The 17,458-nt window shown below is 46.0% G+C and carries 16 protein-coding genes; 7 read left to right on the forward strand and 9 right to left on the reverse strand.

All coding sequences use genetic code 11. The features are described 5' to 3' along the window. Positions 1 to 469 precede the first annotated feature (469 nt). The gene (locus tag ACF8OV_RS00390) at positions 470 to 1,342 is read right to left on the reverse strand and encodes a Tim44 domain-containing protein (protein WP_005495957.1); all 873 of its coding nucleotides are present in this window, start codon (positions 1,340 to 1,342) and stop codon (positions 470 to 472) included. A gap of 289 nt (positions 1,343 to 1,631) precedes the next feature. Here ACF8OV_RS00390 and ACF8OV_RS00395 point away from each other — a divergent pair, with 289 nt between their 5' ends. From ACF8OV_RS00395 to ACF8OV_RS00405, 3 genes are all read left to right on the forward strand, one after another. Continuing rightward, positions 1,632 to 2,222: a TetR/AcrR family transcriptional regulator gene (locus ACF8OV_RS00395; RefSeq protein ID WP_005456899.1), complete on the forward strand. Its 591-nt coding sequence runs from the start codon at positions 1,632 to 1,634 to the stop codon at positions 2,220 to 2,222. A gap of 17 nt (positions 2,223 to 2,239) precedes the next feature. Further along, positions 2,240 to 4,114 carry an MFS transporter gene (locus ACF8OV_RS00400; RefSeq protein WP_203503994.1) on the forward strand — a complete coding sequence of 625 codons (1,875 nt, stop codon included), beginning with the start codon at positions 2,240 to 2,242 and terminating at the stop codon, positions 4,112 to 4,114. Positions 4,115 to 4,242: 128 nt separating this feature from the next. Beyond that, positions 4,243 to 5,175: a YeiH family protein gene (locus ACF8OV_RS00405; RefSeq protein WP_017448694.1), complete on the forward strand. Its 933-nt coding sequence runs from the start codon at positions 4,243 to 4,245 to the stop codon at positions 5,173 to 5,175. On the opposite strand, the gene ACF8OV_RS00410 is transcribed toward ACF8OV_RS00405, so the two are convergent. From ACF8OV_RS00410 to ACF8OV_RS00440, 7 genes are all read right to left on the reverse strand, one after another. Continuing rightward, positions 5,168 to 5,356, reverse strand: coding sequence for a hypothetical protein (locus ACF8OV_RS00410; protein WP_020840293.1), 189 nt, complete (start codon positions 5,354 to 5,356; stop codon positions 5,168 to 5,170). The two genes, ACF8OV_RS00405 and ACF8OV_RS00410, sit on opposite strands and share 8 nt — an antisense overlap. Positions 5,357 to 5,500: 144 nt before the next feature. Beyond that, positions 5,501 to 6,943: an o-succinylbenzoate--CoA ligase gene (gene menE, locus ACF8OV_RS00415; RefSeq protein WP_045601672.1), complete on the reverse strand. Its 1,443-nt coding sequence runs from the start codon at positions 6,941 to 6,943 to the stop codon at positions 5,501 to 5,503. After that, positions 6,928 to 7,917, reverse strand: coding sequence for an o-succinylbenzoate synthase (menC, locus tag ACF8OV_RS00420; protein WP_005456942.1), 990 nt, complete (start codon positions 7,915 to 7,917; stop codon positions 6,928 to 6,930). The genes menE and menC overlap by 16 nt, the downstream gene beginning before the upstream one ends. Positions 7,918 to 8,043: 126 nt before the next feature. Then, positions 8,044 to 8,910: a 1,4-dihydroxy-2-naphthoyl-CoA synthase gene (menB, locus tag ACF8OV_RS00425; RefSeq protein WP_005482536.1), complete on the reverse strand. Its 867-nt coding sequence runs from the start codon at positions 8,908 to 8,910 to the stop codon at positions 8,044 to 8,046. Positions 8,911 to 8,936: 26 nt separating this feature from the next. Beyond that, positions 8,937 to 9,731 (reverse strand): 2-succinyl-6-hydroxy-2,4-cyclohexadiene-1-carboxylate synthase, encoded by a 795-nt coding sequence (gene menH / locus ACF8OV_RS00430; RefSeq protein WP_025622724.1) that lies wholly within the window; start codon positions 9,729 to 9,731, stop codon positions 8,937 to 8,939. Then, on the reverse strand, positions 9,718 to 11,433 hold the full coding sequence (gene menD, locus ACF8OV_RS00435) for a 2-succinyl-5-enolpyruvyl-6-hydroxy-3-cyclohexene-1-carboxylic-acid synthase (protein WP_203503991.1): 1,716 nt from the start codon (positions 11,431 to 11,433) through the stop codon (positions 9,718 to 9,720). Before menD ends, menH begins: the two co-directional genes overlap by 14 nt. After that, positions 11,430 to 12,737, reverse strand: coding sequence for an isochorismate synthase MenF (locus ACF8OV_RS00440; RefSeq protein WP_140321517.1), 1,308 nt, complete (start codon positions 12,735 to 12,737; stop codon positions 11,430 to 11,432). Before ACF8OV_RS00440 ends, menD begins: the two co-directional genes overlap by 4 nt. Before the next feature lie 216 nt (positions 12,738 to 12,953). Here ACF8OV_RS00440 and ACF8OV_RS00445 point away from each other — a divergent pair, with 216 nt between their 5' ends. The 3 genes from ACF8OV_RS00445 to ACF8OV_RS00455 all read left to right on the forward strand — a co-directional run bounded on the left by ACF8OV_RS00445 (position 12,954) and on the right by ACF8OV_RS00455 (position 16,190). Next, positions 12,954 to 14,168 carry a pyridoxal phosphate-dependent aminotransferase gene (locus ACF8OV_RS00445; protein ID WP_005456922.1) on the forward strand — a complete coding sequence of 405 codons (1,215 nt, stop codon included), beginning with the start codon at positions 12,954 to 12,956 and terminating at the stop codon, positions 14,166 to 14,168. 90 nt (positions 14,169 to 14,258) lie between these two features. After that, positions 14,259 to 14,843 (forward strand): 5'-deoxynucleotidase, encoded by a 585-nt coding sequence (gene yfbR / locus ACF8OV_RS00450; protein WP_005482513.1) that lies wholly within the window; start codon positions 14,259 to 14,261, stop codon positions 14,841 to 14,843. Positions 14,844 to 14,855: 12 nt separating this feature from the next. Continuing rightward, on the forward strand, positions 14,856 to 16,190 hold the full coding sequence (locus tag ACF8OV_RS00455; protein WP_041954079.1) for an anti-phage deoxyguanosine triphosphatase: 1,335 nt from the start codon (positions 14,856 to 14,858) through the stop codon (positions 16,188 to 16,190). A gap of 9 nt (positions 16,191 to 16,199) precedes the next feature. Here ACF8OV_RS00455 and ACF8OV_RS00460 read toward each other — a convergent pair whose 3' ends face one another. After that, a complete protein-coding gene (locus tag ACF8OV_RS00460; protein ID WP_203503988.1) occupies positions 16,200 to 16,814 on the reverse strand; it encodes a tRNA-uridine aminocarboxypropyltransferase in 615 nt (204 codons plus the stop codon). 3 nt (positions 16,815 to 16,817) lie between these two features. Between ACF8OV_RS00460 and rrtA the strand changes: the two genes are divergently transcribed. Then, complete coding sequence (gene rrtA, locus ACF8OV_RS00465; RefSeq protein WP_005495980.1) at positions 16,818 to 17,369, forward strand: rhombosortase; 552 nt, start codon at positions 16,818 to 16,820, stop codon at positions 17,367 to 17,369. Positions 17,370 to 17,458 lie beyond the last annotated feature (89 nt).

Below are 17,458 nucleotides of genomic sequence, written 5' to 3' on the forward strand. Positions count from 1 at the left end.
AAAAAAGCCAGCTCATCGAGCTGGCTTTTTTCGTTCTATACATCGTAAGATCAACACCCATTCTAACAATCTCTCGCTCACCCCACGGTGTCGCATTCATGTTCTACGAACTCCTAATGTAGCTAAGATCTTCAACCAATACCGACACATTGCTTTAGGCCAAACTCAACGTTAGAACCGATCTTTTAACAGGTAAGAGTTCTTCGACAAGACACTGAATAGTATTAACTTTCTAAATCTCTCAAGAATAGACACAACAAAATACTAACTGAGCTATCCCAGATACCAAATGGCTAAGTCATTAGACTGCTAAATCATAAAACGACTGAGTTGTATTGTGCTTAGCTACGGAGCATTTCCTTTCGCTTTTACCTGTAGAGCTATCTCCGCTCATCCAACAATTAACAGATACAAAAAATCCCGCTAAATAGCGGGATTTAATTAAGACTAAATTGAACGAGCTTGGTGATTAACCTTGAATACCAACAATCAACCAAGGTGCATTCGGTACCGTTAGGTCACGCTCTAGGTGCCAGATATCTTCAATATCTTCCTCTACACCTTCTGCAGCATCACGGTAACGGCCACTAAATTGCAAACTTAATTGTGCTTTGTTCGCATCGTATTCAGCACGAACGATCTCTGCATCGACATACATCACATCAGTGTGCTGCTCACCTTCTAGCTTCGCGCGCTCAGCTTTCAGATCTTCAAATAGACTTGGAGAAACATATTCTTCAATAGTGTCTAGTTGGTTGTGGTTCCACGCACCTTGCAAAATGCGGTAGTGCTCACGAGAACCGTTAATAAACGCAGCTTGATCGAAACCCGGTGGGTAATTGTGTGGTACATCTGTTTGAGCACCAAAACCGGTGAAACCGCCTGCGTTTGTATTTGGTTGTTGTTCAAAGTTCTGCATGTTTGGTTGTTCAAACTTTGACGCGTTACCACCAAATGCCGGTTGTTGACGTTGCTGGTTCATACTGCCCTGCTTCGCACCTAACATTCCGCGCATAAGCTTAAAGATAATAAAGGCAATTAAACCAATGATTAGGATATCCATAAACTGGATACCTTCAAAAGCACCACCGAAGAACGCAGCAAGTAGACCACCAGCTAGAAGGCCACCTAATAGACCGCCCATCAAACCTTTCTTGCTAGAAGACTTGGTCGTTTGCTCTTTACCGATCGTATTGGTGTTTTGTTGCTGCTGTTTAGGTGCAGGTGCTGTTTTGTAGCTCTTACCAAAAGACTTACCGCCACCAAACTTCTTCGCTTCTGCGATAGGAGTGACAGCAACGGTAAACATTAATAGAGCAACAATAGAAAATAAACGTTTCATCGTTATCCTTAAAGTTGACGATTGTTATACCCACGCAACCTCAGGTAAAAGAAGCCGTTTGGGTACATCTCAGATTGTGCTCCAAACCTTGTACATACAAGCAGTAGCACGCCAAAGATGATTGTTGGTTCATCATACTCCGTATGTCACCTTATGAAAACAATCTAAAGAGTCTGACATGTATCAGAATATTGCCAAACATGTCGCCTTCTGACGTGATTGCGCGGTTGACGCTCATTAAGTAGCTGTCTATCATATTGAACGTTGTTCAATAAAGCAGTTTGAGAGTATGGCGCGCAGAAACGATCACACCAGAGAAGAGTTGATTAACTTGACCTTAACGACGGTCAAAAATTTTTTAGATGAGAACTCTTACCACGAACTTAGCCTTCGTAAGATCGCTAACATGATTGGTTACGTGCCAAGCACATTGGTGAATATTTTTGGTAACTATAATTTGTTGCTACTTCATGCCGTGGCTCAAACTTTAGATGAGTTATCGCAAGAAGCGCTAAATGCAACAAAAAGCAGTAAAGATGCTCATCAAGCACTTTTTGAACTTGCATACTGCTACCACGATTTCGCGCAAAAACATCCTTACCGTTGGCAATTGGTTTTCGAACACAACATGAACGGCGCCGAACTTCCAGAATGGCATGCGAAACGTATTGATGGCATGACAGGCATGCTCGAATCATTACTCGCACAAATCGCTCCTCAACGTACAGAATCCGAAGTCATTCAAGCGAGTCGCGTACTATGGGCTGGCGTACACGGCATTACTCTTCTAAGCGTTGATGACAAGTTTTTCTCAAGTGAGCCTGTAGATGGTAAAGAGTTAATCAGTAACTTGCTTTCTAACTACATCATGAACTGGTAACAAACAAAGGATTATCCATGTCATCCGACAGACAGCCGTCCTTGCTTACGCAAAGAAAGTTCCTGCCCTATTTTGTTACTCAGTTTTTTGGCGCTTTCAACGACAACATTTTTAAAAACGTTTTGTTGCTGTTTGTCGCTTTCGCTGGTTCTAGCGCATTACCCATTTCTAGTAATTTATTCATAAACTTAGCAGCTGGCTTATTCATTCTTCCATTCTTCCTTTTTTCTGCCTCTGCTGGAGTTTTGGCGGATAAATACGAGAAATCGTGGTTTATTCGCAAAGTAAAACTGTTTGAAATCGCCATCATGCTGCTAGGCGCCGTTGGCTTTATAACAGAAAGCTACGGTGTCTTACTTCTGCTGCTTTTCTTAATGGGTACGCAATCCGCGTTCTTCGGCCCCGTCAAGTACGCGCTTCTTCCTCAGGAATTAAACGCTAAGGAACTGGTACCGGGCAATGCCTTGGTTGAAGCCGGGACATTTATCGCCATTCTTATCGGCACGCTCGGTGCAGGCATTATTGCTTCTGCTGACAACGCGAAATATCTGGCCGCTTTCTGCGTGGTTCTATTTGCCCTGCTCGGTTACTTATCCAGTCGCTCGATTCCATTTGCTGCGGCAAGTGCCCCTGAACTTAAATTCCGTTGGCGACCTTATCAGCAAACTAAGCATACGCTGGCGATCGCGAAATCCGATCGCATCGTATTTCAATGCATCATGGCCATCAGTTGGTTTTGGTTTCTCGGTGCTGCATATCTTACTCAGTTCCCAAACTTCACCAAGGTCTACCTGAACGGTACAGAAAGCGCCGTATCTTTCTTACTTGCACTCTTCTCAGTAGGGATTGCTCTAGGCTCACTGGCTTGCAACTGGATCTCAAATCATCGAATCGAAGTGGGCATCGTGCCAATCGGTGCCTTAGGCATCACCATCTTCGGTTACTTAATGGCGACATCAGTACCAACTGAGCTACCTGAGTTCGCAAACTTCATTGAATTTGTTCGTTTCGAGCCTTTCTGGCCACTGTTTTTCTATCTGCTCATGATAGGAGCATCGGGCGGATTATTTATCGTCCCACTGTATGCCTTAATGCAGCACCGAGCGAAGGAGACTGAACGAGCGCAAGTGATAGCAGGTCTGAATATCTTTAACTCGCTATTTATGGTGGGCAGCGCGGTCCTTGGCATTATATGCCTAAGCGTAGTAGAGATGAGTATTCCACAACTGTTTGCGCTTCTTGCAGCGCTTAACTTCTTAATCGCGGCATATATCTTTCTGCAAATCCCGATTTTTGTGGTTCGCTTTGCAATGTGGATGCTCACGCACACCATCTATCGTGTTAAACACAAAAATCTGCACAACTTACCTGAGCATGGTGGTGCATTGATTGTGTGCAATCATGTGAGCTACATGGATGCCCTGTTACTGAGTGCCGTATGCCCTCGTTTGATTCGCTTTGTGATGGAAGAAGATTACGCCAACCTGCCGCCGCTAAGACGCTTTTTACGCCGTGCTGGCGTGATACCAATTTCTGCTAGCAACCGAAGTTCTATTCGTCGAGCATTTAACGACGTCGAAGAAGCTCTCAATGAAGGCCATATTGTCTGTATCTTCCCTGAAGGGCGATTGACCTCCGATGGCGAAATGAACGACTTCATGCGTGGCATCGACATTATTCTGCGTCGAAGCCCGGTACCTGTGATTCCGATGGCATTGAAAGGATTGTGGGGCAGTTATTTTAGCCGCGCTAAAGGACGAGCATGCAGAGGGTTCCCGACTCGCTTCTGGTCCAAATTGGAAATTGAAGCTGGCGAACCGATAGATCCTAGCTCAGCCACCGCAAAAACTATGTTCGAAAAAGTGCACGCATTGCGCGGAGATTGGCGATAAACAAAACGTTGAGAATTATTTGAACACACGTTTAGATTATCTGAACGTGTGTTCAAATCATTAAGACAAACTGACCAGATACAGTGCGATATACTCTCGCTTTCACTAACGACAATGAATCATAAATCTTGAACAGAAAGTACATCCCCTTTGGACTGGCACTGCTTTTTTGCTTAACTCCTTTTGTGTCATCCCCTATTGCACTTGTTATTGGCTTCTTACTTGCCAGCTTTGGCTTAGTTCCTACTGAGTTACCCATCGCCTCTTTCACCAAAAAACTGCTTTCTTATTCTATTATCGGTTTAGGGTTTGGTATCAATTTTGAACAGGCATTGTCTGTCACGTCAGATGGTATCGGGCTAATTATCGCTACGATTGTCGGCACACTCGTCATTGGCTCACTCATCGCCAAAGTAATCAAACTCGAAACGACGACTGCGTATCTCATTTCATCCGGAACTGCGATATGTGGTGGCAGCGCAATTGCTGCGGTCGCACCAGCAATCAGAGCCAAAGATGAACAAATAGGTTTGGCACTCGCTACCGTTTTTGTACTCAACTCTCTAGCGTTGTTCATCTTCCCCGTCATTGGCCATGCGTTAAACCTAGACCAACACACCTTTGGGACATGGGCGGCAATTGCGATTCATGATACTTCGTCTGTTGTTGGCGCTGCCTCTGCCTACGGTGAAGAGGCACTGACAACTGCAACCACGCTCAAACTGGCGCGAGCCTTGTGGATCATTCCTGTTGCTTTGATTAGCGCCGTGATTTTCTCACGTGGGAACAAAGAAAACGGTTCGAAAAAGTTAGTGATTCCTTACTTCATTTTCTGGTATTGCGCGGCCATCGCCTTTAGTGATTTTTTCCCACAGTTTGAGGTGGTATATCACGGTATTTTTACCATTGCGAAGCAAGCTCTGGTGGTGTGCTTATTCTTGATAGGATGTAGTATTTCGATTTCGAAACTGAAATCTTCTGGCCCTAAACCGCTGTTGTTTGGTGTGACTTTATGGGTATTAATTTCCACTACATCACTAAGCTGGCTAGTACTTAGATAATCGTTGTCGACTTATCGCGTTGGTCGGAGGTTGACTCTTGTTTGTCACTCTTGAGCGCAAACACCAACGCGATGGCGATTAAAAACGCCGTCAATTCAGCTAACGAGCGAGTGAGCCCTTCACTGCTGATTGCGATGCCAATTTGTAATACCGCCGCTATCAATAAAACCGATTTCACCATTCTGAAGCTTATGCCTTTCTGCTCTACGTTGAGACATAATTATGATTCAGAGTTATAAGGTTACGAAATTCCCTTTCCGACTAACACATAGCAAAATTGACTAATCTTCGCCTCATTTCAGCCGGGCAAATGAGTGCCTGCTATTTAACGTTGATTGTCTAACTCATAAAGCAGCCACTCTTTTACCGCTTTACGCGAGACTTTAATCCCACCTTCTAACAAGGCTTGTGGCATCAAATAGTAAGCGATTGGCCATTTAAACTTCTCAAGCTTTTTCCGCAAGTATTGCTCGAATTCCTGTTGGCTCAGTAACGCTTCTGATTGAATAACGGCTATAGGACGATGACCGAACTCAGCATCTTCGACTGGCACGACAATGCTCTGAATGACGCTTGGAATTTGGTTCAATACTGCTTCTATTTCCTCACAGTGAACGTTTTCTCCACCTGAGATAAATTGATTATCGGCCCGACCGATGATCTTTAACTCATCTCCTTGCCAAGTACCGAGATCCTTACTGTCGAACCAACCATCCTCGTCCACGAATGCCGTCACTTGACCTTGGTGAAAATAGCCTGAAGCTAGCGTTTGTCCACCAATGTAAATGCGCTCATCAACCAACTTAATCTTACGATTTTTTAGTAAATGCCCAGCATTGCTTACGTCATTGATCTGTTTTGCCGTAACGGTAGATGCAGCCTCGGTCATACCATAACCTAACCACGTTTCGATGCCTTTTTCTGTGGCTCTTACCGCCAACTCATGAGCCACATGACTGCCCCCCAGCAAAACGTGCGTCAGTGACAGTTCAACATCATCATCTAGCAAGCGTTTAAGCTGAGTCGCCACTAAAGAGGCGTGTGAAACCGCGAGGATATCGTCTGCCAGTCTTCCCGTGCCGATTTTCAATGTTGCGCCAACAAACAACCATCGATAGACAATCGCAAGGCCGGAAACATGATAAAGTGGAAGCGACAACAACCAAGTGTCTTGTTGATGGAAGGTGAACTCACAAAGTAATCCCTCTGCCGAAGCGAGGTGCTGTCGATGCGTATGAACCACCGCTTTCGGTGCCCCCGTTGAGCCTGAGGTAAACACAATCGAAGCCAACCTGTCATGCTGATAGTCATCCTCAGTGTTTTCAACCACGGTATCTACCGTAGGCAAAGTGAGAAAAATCGCATTTAATGCTGCTTTCTCTTCGCTAGAGTAAGCGAACTCACACTCCGGAGTTAACCAAACAAAACGCGTTTGATGATCGCCGTACAGAGTGCAGAGCTTACCTTGTAGCGCCTCGATTGGCTGAGGCATAGTCAACGCGGTGATAGCGCCTAACTGTTGCGCAGCTAAATAAAACAATACTGTTTCAACTTGGTTCTTCCCTACTAGAGTCACCACCTCATCGCGCGTAACACCTTGCTGCAAGAGCGATTGCGCGTATTGAGTAACACGAAGCGAGAGCTGTTGCCAATTCAATGTTTCTTGAGGTGTTGCGAGTGCAATAGAAAAAGGGCTCGTTTGAGCCCAATACTTCCAAGGTGGAATCGCACTATTTTCTGTAGAGAATGGCTCTATGCTGAATGCCACACTAACTCCTGCTCAGACAAAGGAAGCACAGGAAGTTCGCACTTTGGCCAACCTTGCTCTAGCTGCGCTTTGAACAACCCGATAGTGTCCAAACCAGGAACTTCATCAGGCAACTGCCATTGCGCCAAACGTGCTAATTGGTTCAAGCCAAGGCTCGACTCAATGCTTGAGCTGATCACCGCTTTCATACCTAACGCTTTTGCTTTTTCGATCAATTTAATGCAGAAGTCGACGGAGCCGATTAATGTCGGTTTGATAATGATCGCTTTCACGCCTGTCAGATCTTCAAGGCTAAAGTCTTCTCGACGAACGGCATCTTGCAGCGTTTCATCCCAAGCAATCGCGATACCAGTATTAATGGCAAAAGACATGCTGTCGCCTGGAGCTCGGCATGGCTCTTCCAAAAACGTAATTCGTTGGCGAAGAGACGGTGTAATGTACTTAGCAAACTGCTGCGCTTTTTCGGGAGTCCAAGCACGGTTCGCATCCAGTCGAAGCGTTAATTGAGGGATAGATTCAAGGAAGAGATTCACAAGCATGCCGTCGCGAATGGGCTCATACAGACCCACTTTCACTTTTGCCACTTTCTCGCCTTCCATCTCGTTGAGTTTTGGAATCAACTCATCGGGATCGCCCGTACACAGTGGAGCAGTTTGATATTTGCCTTGCGTCGGCAAACCACCTTCTAACTCCAATTGAGCCATAGATAAGCCAAACGCAACCGAAGGATACATATTGGCATAATCAACCGGTATACCCGCGACCCAGCGTTCAGCCTGTTCTTGTAACTGAATGCCAGCCTCTTCGGTACTTTCCAAGCTAAAACCAAAAAGCGGTGCGACTTCACCTAATCCCGTGTTCTCGCCATCAGATAGCTCAACAATGTAGCCGATGCGTTCCGTCAGCTTGTTATCACGCAGTATTACGCCACTGTCCATTGGAAGGCAGTAACGGTAAATCTTTGCTTTACGCATAATTCCTGTCCTATTACGTACAACCCAAGCTTGCTGGCTATAAGAACGAACCATCCTCCCTGAGGGCGAGGCGCTCGGGACTAAAAACGAAGCAGAGGAGCACTCTGGCTCCTCTTTATTTACGGATTATGGGTTACGAGGAAACTTGTCGAAGTCTGGGCGACGTTTCTCGTTGAATGCGTTACGACCTTCTTGTCCTTCATCTGTCATGTAGAACATCATTGTTGCGTTACCCGCAAGCTCTTGAAGACCTGCTTGACCATCACAATCCGCGTTCAATGCCGCTTTAAGGCAGCGTAGCGCCATTGGGCTATGCTGAAGAACTTCACGACACCAACGAACGGTTTCTTTCTCTAGATCTTCTAGAGGCACAACCGTGTTGACCAAGCCCATGTCTAACGCTTCTTGCGCGTTGTAGAAACGACATAAGAACCAGATTTCGCGCGCTTTCTTCTGGCCTACGATACGAGCCATGTAAGACGCGCCCCAACCACCATCAAATGAACCCACTTTAGGGCCCGTTTGGCCAAACTGTGCATTGTCCGCTGCAATTGTTAGGTCACACATCATGTGCAGTACATGACCGCCGCCAACAGCCCAACCCGCTACGGAAGCAATAACAGGTTTTGGACACGTACGAATATCACGTTGGAAGTCCAATACGTTTAAGTGATGCGTACCTTGGTCATCTTTGTAACCGCCGTAGTCGCCACGAATCTTCTGGTCACCACCAGAACAGAATGCGTCTTCACCCAAGCCAGTTAGGATGATAACGCCAACACCTGAGTCGTAGCGTGCATCTGCCAACGCATCAATCATCTCTTTTACCGTTTGAGGGCGGAACGCATTACGCACTTGAGGGCGTGCAATGGTAATTTTCGCGATACCATCTTCAGACTTGTGGTAATGAATATCCTCGTATTTCTCGCCGCAATCTTTCCATTGAACCGGAGCGTAAAGTTCTTCTTCAGAAATGCCTACTGTTTTAGCCATGGTGATTCCCATTGTTCTCGTTGCTCTCACTGAAAGTGAGAATGAATTATTTGCTTAATGTGCATCGCAAACTGCTTTGGCTGCTCTTGATGAACGTTATGTCCTGCGCCTTCAATTTGTCGATACGCCAACCCGCTTGTTTGTGCCAGTTGGCTAAATTTTTTGTCTTTCGCGCCACACACATAATAAATGGGTATGCGCTGTTGTTGCAGTGCGGGCAGTAAATACGCCTGCTTGGCTAACGATGTTGCCATCAACATGTTCGCAATTGCCGAGCCAAGATTAGCACTTCGCTTGGCAATTAATGTTTGTCTTTGCTCATGGTTTAGTGAAGAAAACACCGCTTGTTGATACCAATCGCTCAAAACACGTTCAAGTGGTTCACTCTCGAAGCGCAGTGCCCACTTTTGGTCGTTGTGCAATCTTGACTGTATCTCTGACTCTGTTTGAAGCCCGAAGTTTCCCCCTTCCACAATCGCGCCGACAATATTGAGATCTGAGAAGCACTCACCAGCAAGACCGTGCATTGCGATTCTTCCACCCATTGAGTAGCCAATCAAAATAAGTGGTTGTTGCGGAGGAAATAATAAAGATAGTGTGGAATTAAGAAGTTTGCAGCAATCATCGAGATCGTTGCACTTTGTAAACTGGCTGCGACCATGACCAGGAAGGTCGATAACGACTCGTTCAAACTGAGTCAGCTCATCCAAACAAGCTTGCCAATCAGCACCACTTCCTAAAAGACCATGCAAAAACACCAGAGTGGGAAGAGCACCACTTTGGTGTTTTTCAGTTGGAGAGAGACGCTCAGAGTGAAGCATGCAGGCTCTTATTAAATGCCTTTATCAACTCTGCGGCTTGGCTTGGTGGGGTTTGAACTTCCACCAGCATTGTGCCTTGGCCGCTCGACAGGTGCTCGGCAACCATTGCTTGATACATTTGTAATGTAGTTGGCTTTTCATACTTTAAGCCAAACTGCTTAGCTGCATGTTCAAACTGATAACCGTGGGGCATTTGGTAGTACGCAGTGCGATGCTCCTGAGGCACTGGCAACATATCGAAAATCGCACCACCATCATTGTTTGTGACCACAAGTACTGACGGCAGATCATTACGAGAAAACAGCGCGAGCGAGTTGAGGTCATAAAGCGCCGATGTATCTCCGATGTACATCAATAGCGGCTTGCCTCGTGAGCGCTGCACACCAGAAGCTGTGGCAAATAGACCATCAATACCCGACGCTCCGCGATTGGTAAACACCTCAGTATTTAATCGGCCAAACATATCGACTAATCTAACAAACAAGCTGTTACCGAGAAAGACATCGACGTTCTGCGTTCGCTCTTCAATGTCAGCCGCTAACGCGATTTCATTAAGCGTTGAAGCTGATGAAAACAGAAACTCATCGCGAATATGAGCGCGAACATGGGCTATATCGGTCAGCAATCCATCAGCCCACCCTTGAGTACTTGAGCTCTTAACATCAACACGCTCGACCCAACTTTTAGGTGATGCCACCCAATGCAATTGCGGAAGGTGTGTTTGGTTATCTCGGCTTAAACTTGGCGAGATAAACCAGTACTGAACATCTCGGCCTTGTTGGCTTTGCGACACCTGTTTATTAATCCATTGGTTCAATCGCTTAGATATGATGCGGCTACCAAACTGGAGCACCAAATCACATTCGTCGAGTTGGCTGGCCAACTTAGGCTGTTGTAACCACAAATCATAATGTGACCAACCGGAGCTAACTCCACTTTGCGGATCCGCCAATACAGGCCACCCCATTTGCTGTGCAAACGCTTTTGCCTCTTGCGCGTGATCAGCAGGTAAGCTGCCAATAACAACCACTCCTTTTCTATCAGCACAAAATGGAATGTCACGAAATGATGGACTGACGAATCGTTGAGTATATGTTTGACCGCCTTTGCGCCACGCTTCGACACTGTTCAGGTAGCTTTGGTAAGCGCTTTTTTCCCCGTCAGAATACAGCGGCTCAGGAAAGGCGCAGTTAATGTGAACCGCGCTGCCATGTAACTGCTGGTTAAACATCACCTCATCAACCGAAGTGAGTAACCAGTTGAGCGGCGTATTTAAACTCGGACTTGGCAAGTTCAAATTTGCCGATACATGATGCGAAAAAATCCCAAGCTGATTAATTGCTTGGTTTGCGCCACAACCGACGAGTTCAACAGGGCGGTCAGCAGTAAGCAAAACCAGTTTTTCGCCCGTTAATTTAGCTTCTGCTACCGCAGGCAACAAGTTTGCGACCGCAGTGCCAGAAGTCACGATAACGGCTATCGGCTCTTGGCTAGCTTTCGCCAAGCCAAGCGCCATAAAACCTAATCCACGCTCATCAAAATGAGTATGAATGGAAAAATTTGGCTGTTCCGCCGCTTCTAAAGTCAAAGGAGTCGAACGCGATCCCGGCGCGATACAAACATGCTTCACACCAAATCGGTGAAGCTCAGTCAAAATGGTCTCTGACCAAATTCGATTGAGAACCGCTTGATCGTAACTCATGATGCCACTCCAAGCGGCGGATGATCGGAAATCAACGTTAACAGCGTCGACATCTTTTTATCTAACTCAGCCCACTCGTGTTCAGCAACAGATCCAGGAACAATACCCGCTCCAGCAAACAGCTGAACTTGATCGCCAAGCACCAATGCACTTCTTATTGCCACACAAAACTCTGCGCGTTCATGGCTGATGTAACCCATAGAGCCAGCATACCAGCCACGAGCAAACGGCTCGTTATCAAGGATGAACTGCATCGACTCTTTACGAGGCAAACCTGCCACTGCAGCCGTCGGCTGCAATGCAGAAAGCAGTTGTACGCCATTTGTGCCTGTTTTTAAGCTTGCATGAATATTGCGCTTGAGGTGCTGCACCTTACGTAAACGCACCAATCTCGGTTCGGTTTCTACTTCTACCATTTCGGAATGAGGAGAAAGGCGTTCCACGATATCGTCCACGACGTACTGGTTTTCGTTTAAGTTTTTTGAATCCTGAGATAACCAGTTCGCCAACTCCATATCATGAGTGGCATTGTCGCCGCGGCCAATAGTGCCCGCTAAAGCTTCGGTATGAAGCTCATGTCCAACACGAGAATACAAACGCTCTGGCGTAGAACCCATAAAACTGTGTTTGCTGTCTAAACTCAGCAAGAAATGAAAGCTGTGATGGTTGTTCAAATAGCTCGCTTTAAGCAGTTGTGCAGCGCTCAACGTGTTATCCAGTTGGACAGTAGAACGGCGAGCCAACACAACTTTTTTAAACTCATCATTCTCAATCCCAGTCAGAACTTTATGTACCAGCGCATCCCACTCAGATTTGATAGGAGTATGAACAATCGAGCGAATGTGTGACGAGATCGGAGGTAAAGCGGCGACATCGCAAATAAGCTTTCTCAAGCTGGCAAGCGTGCGCGCTTTGTCTTCAGTTAGGTTAACCGCAAGTGACCACTGCTGATCAAATCGAATCAGTTCAATTTGAGGCAAAAAGAAGAAAGAAGGCATGCAACGGCGATTTTTTTCGTGCTGGCCATCAAACGATCGCCCGCCCCATACTCGCTGCCCTTCACCAAGAATGGTATAGGCAGGGCCCGGCTCAACAAAAGAGTGCAACTGTCCTAGCGCGACGACCTCTTCACGAGTATCACGGGATTGCCAATAAAACTTGGGGAAAAGTGGTTGTGCATCAAGCCAATCAATAAATGCGAAATTCGGTTTTTCGCTGAGGGGCTCGACCAGACGTACTTGATTGCCTTCCGTGTGCTGAACTCGCTCGATAATTCTTTTTACGGCTTGATGGAACTCTGACAAATCAACCTCGAAGTATGTGAGGATAAAGGTAACTGACGGCTACTCTAAGTTTAGACCCAAAGCAAATCAAGGTCGTATGCGATCTTTTGCAAAATCCTGTGATAGCAAGCGAGCAAAAGTTAGCCTGCAAACGGATAATTTACAGATTTATATTCTAATAAAAAACAAATTATTGTATTTTAATAAAGAAATTAACGAATTTTTAGGAATTATACAATGCAAAATATCGGGATGTCGTCAAAACTCGACAATGTCTGCTACGACATTAGGGGTCCTGTACTCAAACATGCTAAGCGCATGGAGGAAGAAGGGCATAAAATCCTAAAGTTGAACATTGGTAACCCTGCCCCATTTGGTTTTGACGCCCCTGATGAGATTCTTGTAGATGTAATTCGTAATCTACCGACCTCTCAAGGCTACTGTGATTCCAAAGGCATTTACTCTGCACGTAAAGCGGTGGTTCAACATTACCAACGCAAAGGCATTCGTTCTTTAGACGTAGAAGATGTGTACGTCGGTAATGGCGTGTCGGAGCTGATCGTGATGGCAATGCAAGCGCTGCTAAACAACGGCGATGAAATGCTCATCCCTGCGCCTGACTACCCATTGTGGACGGCATCAGTAGCGTTATCTGGTGGCAACCCCGTTCATTATTTGTGTGATGAACAATCGGATTGGTATCCAGACCTTGATGACATCAAAAAGAAAATCACGCCGAAGACCCGCGGTATTGTTCTGATCAACCCGAACAATCCAACAGGTGCTGTATATAGTCGTGACTTCTTGCTTGAAGTGATTGAGATTGCTCGCCAACACAAGCTGATCATTTTCGCTGACGAGATTTACGACAAAGTGCTTTACGATGGCGCAACACACACTTCTGTTGCGACGCTAACGGAAGACGTACTTGTGATGACCTTCAACGGGTTGTCGAAAGCTTACCGTGTATGTGGTTTCCGCGGTGGGTGGATGTTCTTAACTGGTCCAAAACACTTAGCACAAGGCTACGTTAACGGTCTAGAGTTGCTCTCCTCTATGCGTCTTTGTGCCAACGTGCCGATGCAACATGCGATTCAAACCGCGCTAGGTGGCTACCAAAGTATCAATGAGTTGATCTTACCTGGTGGCCGATTGCTAGAGCAGCGTAATCGCGCGTTCGAGCTGATCAACCAGATCCCAGGGGTATCTTGTGTGAAACCCAAAGGTGCCATGTACTTATTCCCTAAAATCGATACCAAGATGTACAACATCAAGAATGACCAGCAGATGGTGCTCGATTTCTTGAAACAGGAAAAAGTACTGCTAGTACAAGGCTCAGGCTTTAACTGGCCAAAACCAGACCATTTCCGCATTGTGACTTTGCCACACGTTGAAGATTTGGAAACCGCAATCGGACGCTTCGAGCGATTCCTATCAACCTACAGCCAGTAAAGAATCACTGGTAGTAATTAGTGTTGATCTCTCATATGCTTAGAGGAACTCCTAGTGAGTTCCTTTTTTATACCAGAAACGGAGAAAGCCATGAAAGAAAGCCATTTTTTCGCCCACTTGGCACGAATGAAGCTTATCCAACGCTGGCCTTTGATGCGCTCTGTATCACCAGAAAACGTTTCGGAACACAGCTTACAAGTCGCATTTGTCGCTCACGCACTCGCGTTGATAAAAAACAAAAAGTTCGGCGGCACGCTTAATCCTGAACGCATTGCTCTCCTCGCGATGTATCACGATTCAAGTGAAGTGCTCACTGGCGATTTGCCTACTCCCGTTAAGTACTACAATCCCGAAATCGCAAAAGAATATAAGAAGATAGAAGCCGCTGCTGAGCACAAATTACTTTCTATGTTGCCGGAAGAATTTCAGGAAGATTTTGCCCCATTTCTACTTTCTCATTCGTCTCACGAAGAAGACTCTCAGATAGTAAAACAGGCCGACTCCATCTGTGCGTACTTAAAATGTTTGGAAGAACTAAGCGCAGGTAACCATGAGTTTGCCTTAGCGAAAAAGCGCCTAGACGTCACTTTACAAGAACGTAAAACGCCAGAAATGGAATACTTCCTTAATACATTCGCCCCAAGCTTTGAGCTATCGCTGGATGAAATCAGTTAGCCAGTTTAGTTTATGGAGATAAACGTGTCGTTTGAATTACACTCTTTGTGGCAAGAGCGCCACGATGATGAGCATAAAATCCGCCGTGATGACCACCGCAGCCCCTATCAACGTGATAGAGCGAGAATCCTGCACTCTGCGGCATTTCGACGCCTGCAAGCGAAAACTCAAGTTCATGGCAACAGCTTGGAAGACTTTCATAGAAGTCGACTTACCCACTCGTTAGAAGCGGCCCAATTAGGCACGGGTATTGTCGCGCAACTCAAAAAGAAACAGTCTGAATTTAAAGAACTATTGCCCTCGGATAGTTTGATTGACTCTCTGTGTCTCGCGCACGATATCGGCCACCCACCATACGGACACGGTGGCGAAGTCGCATTGAACTATATGATGCGTGACCATGGTGGCTTTGAAGGCAATGCGCAGACTTTTCGCATTGTAACCAAATTGGAGCCATACACTGAGCACTTCGGGATGAATCTATCGCGCCGAACTTTGTTGGGTTTGATCAAATACCCAGCACTCATCAGTCAGACTCGTTCAGTCAAGCTGCCAAACCCAGCAGAACATCAACGCCGATTAAAAGCCAAAGAATGGAGCCCAGCGAAAGGCATCTACGATTGCGATAAAGATCTGTTTGATTGGGTTATCGCTCCACTCAGCGAGAATGACAAAAGCCTGTTGAGCCAAATGCGCTATCGACCAGACTCCGATTTAGAGCACAGCAAAACGCGCTTTAAATCCCTCGACTGCTCCATTATGGAGCTCGCCGATGATATTGCGTATGGCGTGCACGACTTAGAAGATGCCATTGTGCTGGGTATGGTCACACGTCAGCAATGGCAAGAAGGTGCAGCAAGTCAGTTAGCCGATTGCGGTGATCCTTGGTTTGAAGAACATATCGGCTCTATCGGGCAAATGCTGTTTAGCGGTAAACATCACCAACGCAAAGATGCGATTGGCGGTATGGTCAATGCCCTACTTACAAGCATCTCTATTAAAGTGGTTGATGAACCATTCCAAAACCCTTTACTGGCATGGAATGCTTGTTTAGAACCGCATATGGCGAAAGCGCTAGATGTGCTTAAACATTTCGTCAGTCAGTATGTCATTCAAGTGCCGCAGGTACAGATTGTCGAATACAAAGGGCAACAAATCATCATGGATATATTCGAAGCACTAAGTGCCGATCCTGAACGATTGTTGCCAATACACACAAAAGAGCTTTGGCAGAGTGCAACTAGCGATAGTGGCAAAATGCGAGTCATTGCCGATTACATATCCGCAATGACCGATGGTCATGCGCAAAAGCTACACCGCCAATTGTTCTCTTCTATTGTGTTGTAGAACGTTGGTCTACTTGTTCAAATAATTTTTTTCAAATACGCCCGGAGGCATCTGGGCGATTTGAAATTCAATCATCCTGTCAAAAGCATTAAGTAGCGGCGAGAAGTCGTTATCCGGCTCCAATAAACTCAACGCATAAAACCCTGCTTCCACTGTCGAAAGACTGTTGTCTGAAGGCGCTTTACGAATTGTATAGTGACCTTGTAAATCCTCGGGAAGCTTTACTGTGGTTAAAGTGTGCAAGTTGGTGGAAAGCTGCCACATTTTATAGGCTTTTTTCCACGTGCCATCGAGCAAAATCAAGCGTGTTTTTCTTGTGCGCTCGCTCTCGGTACACGCAATGTCTGAAAGGCACTGTGATTGCTCCGACGGATAAAGGATAAAATGCTGATACGCTTCATCGGTGAGTAACGCGTTTAACTGTGCGTTGTCAGAAAAATCCTCGCCAATCAAACAAGTACAGTTCTTTAAACTCAAATTGAGAATCCGTGCCGTACCAAGTGGACGATGCGCTTCACTCGTATGCTGAAGAATGATAAGTTCAACCCCGCTTGCTAGCGGTACGATCCATTGGCAAATACAGGCTTTGCGCGATTTTCCACACTGAGAACAATAACGAGACATAGAGTGAACCTTTATACATTGCTGACCATCATCAGCGTTATCTGCTTAGTACTACAATTCGAACCAATGGCGAGCCTCACCGAATGGCACGCTTACAACATACGTCATGGTGAATGGTGGCGAATCGTAACAGGAAATCTCACGCATACCAACTTTGCCCACCTTGGAATGAACTTGGCAGGATTATGGGTTATCGCGTTTATATTCCGTCCTAGTGCACGCAACTTCTCGATTGTTTTTCTTTTGCTTTGTGCCTTTGTCGGCGCAATGAACTTACTGACTAGCATGTCAGTCTATGTCGGCTTGTCTGGCGTCTTACACGGTTTGTTTGGTTTTTGGGCTCTCAGAGAAGTGTTTGAAAACAGAAGAAGTAGCCTACTCTTAGTCGCCGGACTTATTGCGAAAATTGCATGGGAGCAATTTTATGGCCCTTCAACCAGCACTGCTGCAATGATAGGCGCTCGTGTTGCTGTTGATGCACATCTGTTTGGTGCAATGGGAGGCTTAGGTATGGCATTAGTAGAGAAAGGATTCCATCGCCGTATATTTGGATAAAAAATCCCGAACCACGAAAGAGGGTTTGGTTCGGGAAAGCAGTAACCGGAAACGAAAACTCATTAAGAATACAGTGGTCGAAGCCCGCG

It is taken from the genome of Vibrio sp. GLN_1 (assembly GCF_043106015.1).
In the GTDB taxonomy this organism is placed as follows: Bacteria; Pseudomonadota; Gammaproteobacteria; order Enterobacterales; family Vibrionaceae; genus Vibrio; species Vibrio parahaemolyticus.

What these genes read in the sequence shown, in the direction of transcription:
- ACF8OV_RS00390 (WP_005495957.1), bottom strand. Translation starts at nt 1,342, where the DNA reads ATGAAACGTTTATTTTCTATTGTTGCTCTATTAATGTTTACCGTTGCT.
- ACF8OV_RS00395 (WP_005456899.1), top strand. Translation starts at nt 1,632, where the DNA reads ATGGCGCGCAGAAACGATCACACCAGAGAAGAGTTGATTAACTTGACC.
- ACF8OV_RS00400 (WP_203503994.1), top strand. Translation starts at nt 2,240, where the DNA reads ATGTCATCCGACAGACAGCCGTCCTTGCTTACGCAAAGAAAGTTCCTG.
- ACF8OV_RS00410 (WP_020840293.1), bottom strand. Translation starts at nt 5,356, where the DNA reads ATGGTGAAATCGGTTTTATTGATAGCGGCGGTATTACAAATTGGCATC.
- menC (WP_005456942.1), bottom strand. Translation starts at nt 7,917, where the DNA reads ATGCGTAAAGCAAAGATTTACCGTTACTGCCTTCCAATGGACAGTGGC.
- menB (WP_005482536.1), bottom strand. Translation starts at nt 8,910, where the DNA reads ATGGCTAAAACAGTAGGCATTTCTGAAGAAGAACTTTACGCTCCGGTT.
- menH (WP_025622724.1), bottom strand. Translation starts at nt 9,731, where the DNA reads ATGCTTCACTCTGAGCGTCTCTCTCCAACTGAAAAACACCAAAGTGGT.
- menD (WP_203503991.1), bottom strand. Translation starts at nt 11,433, where the DNA reads ATGAGTTACGATCAAGCGGTTCTCAATCGAATTTGGTCAGAGACCATT.
- ACF8OV_RS00445 (WP_005456922.1), top strand. Translation starts at nt 12,954, where the DNA reads ATGCAAAATATCGGGATGTCGTCAAAACTCGACAATGTCTGCTACGAC.
- yfbR (WP_005482513.1), top strand. Translation starts at nt 14,259, where the DNA reads ATGAAAGAAAGCCATTTTTTCGCCCACTTGGCACGAATGAAGCTTATC.
- ACF8OV_RS00455 (WP_041954079.1), top strand. Translation starts at nt 14,856, where the DNA reads ATGGAGATAAACGTGTCGTTTGAATTACACTCTTTGTGGCAAGAGCGC.
- ACF8OV_RS00460 (WP_203503988.1), bottom strand. Translation starts at nt 16,814, where the DNA reads ATGTCTCGTTATTGTTCTCAGTGTGGAAAATCGCGCAAAGCCTGTATT.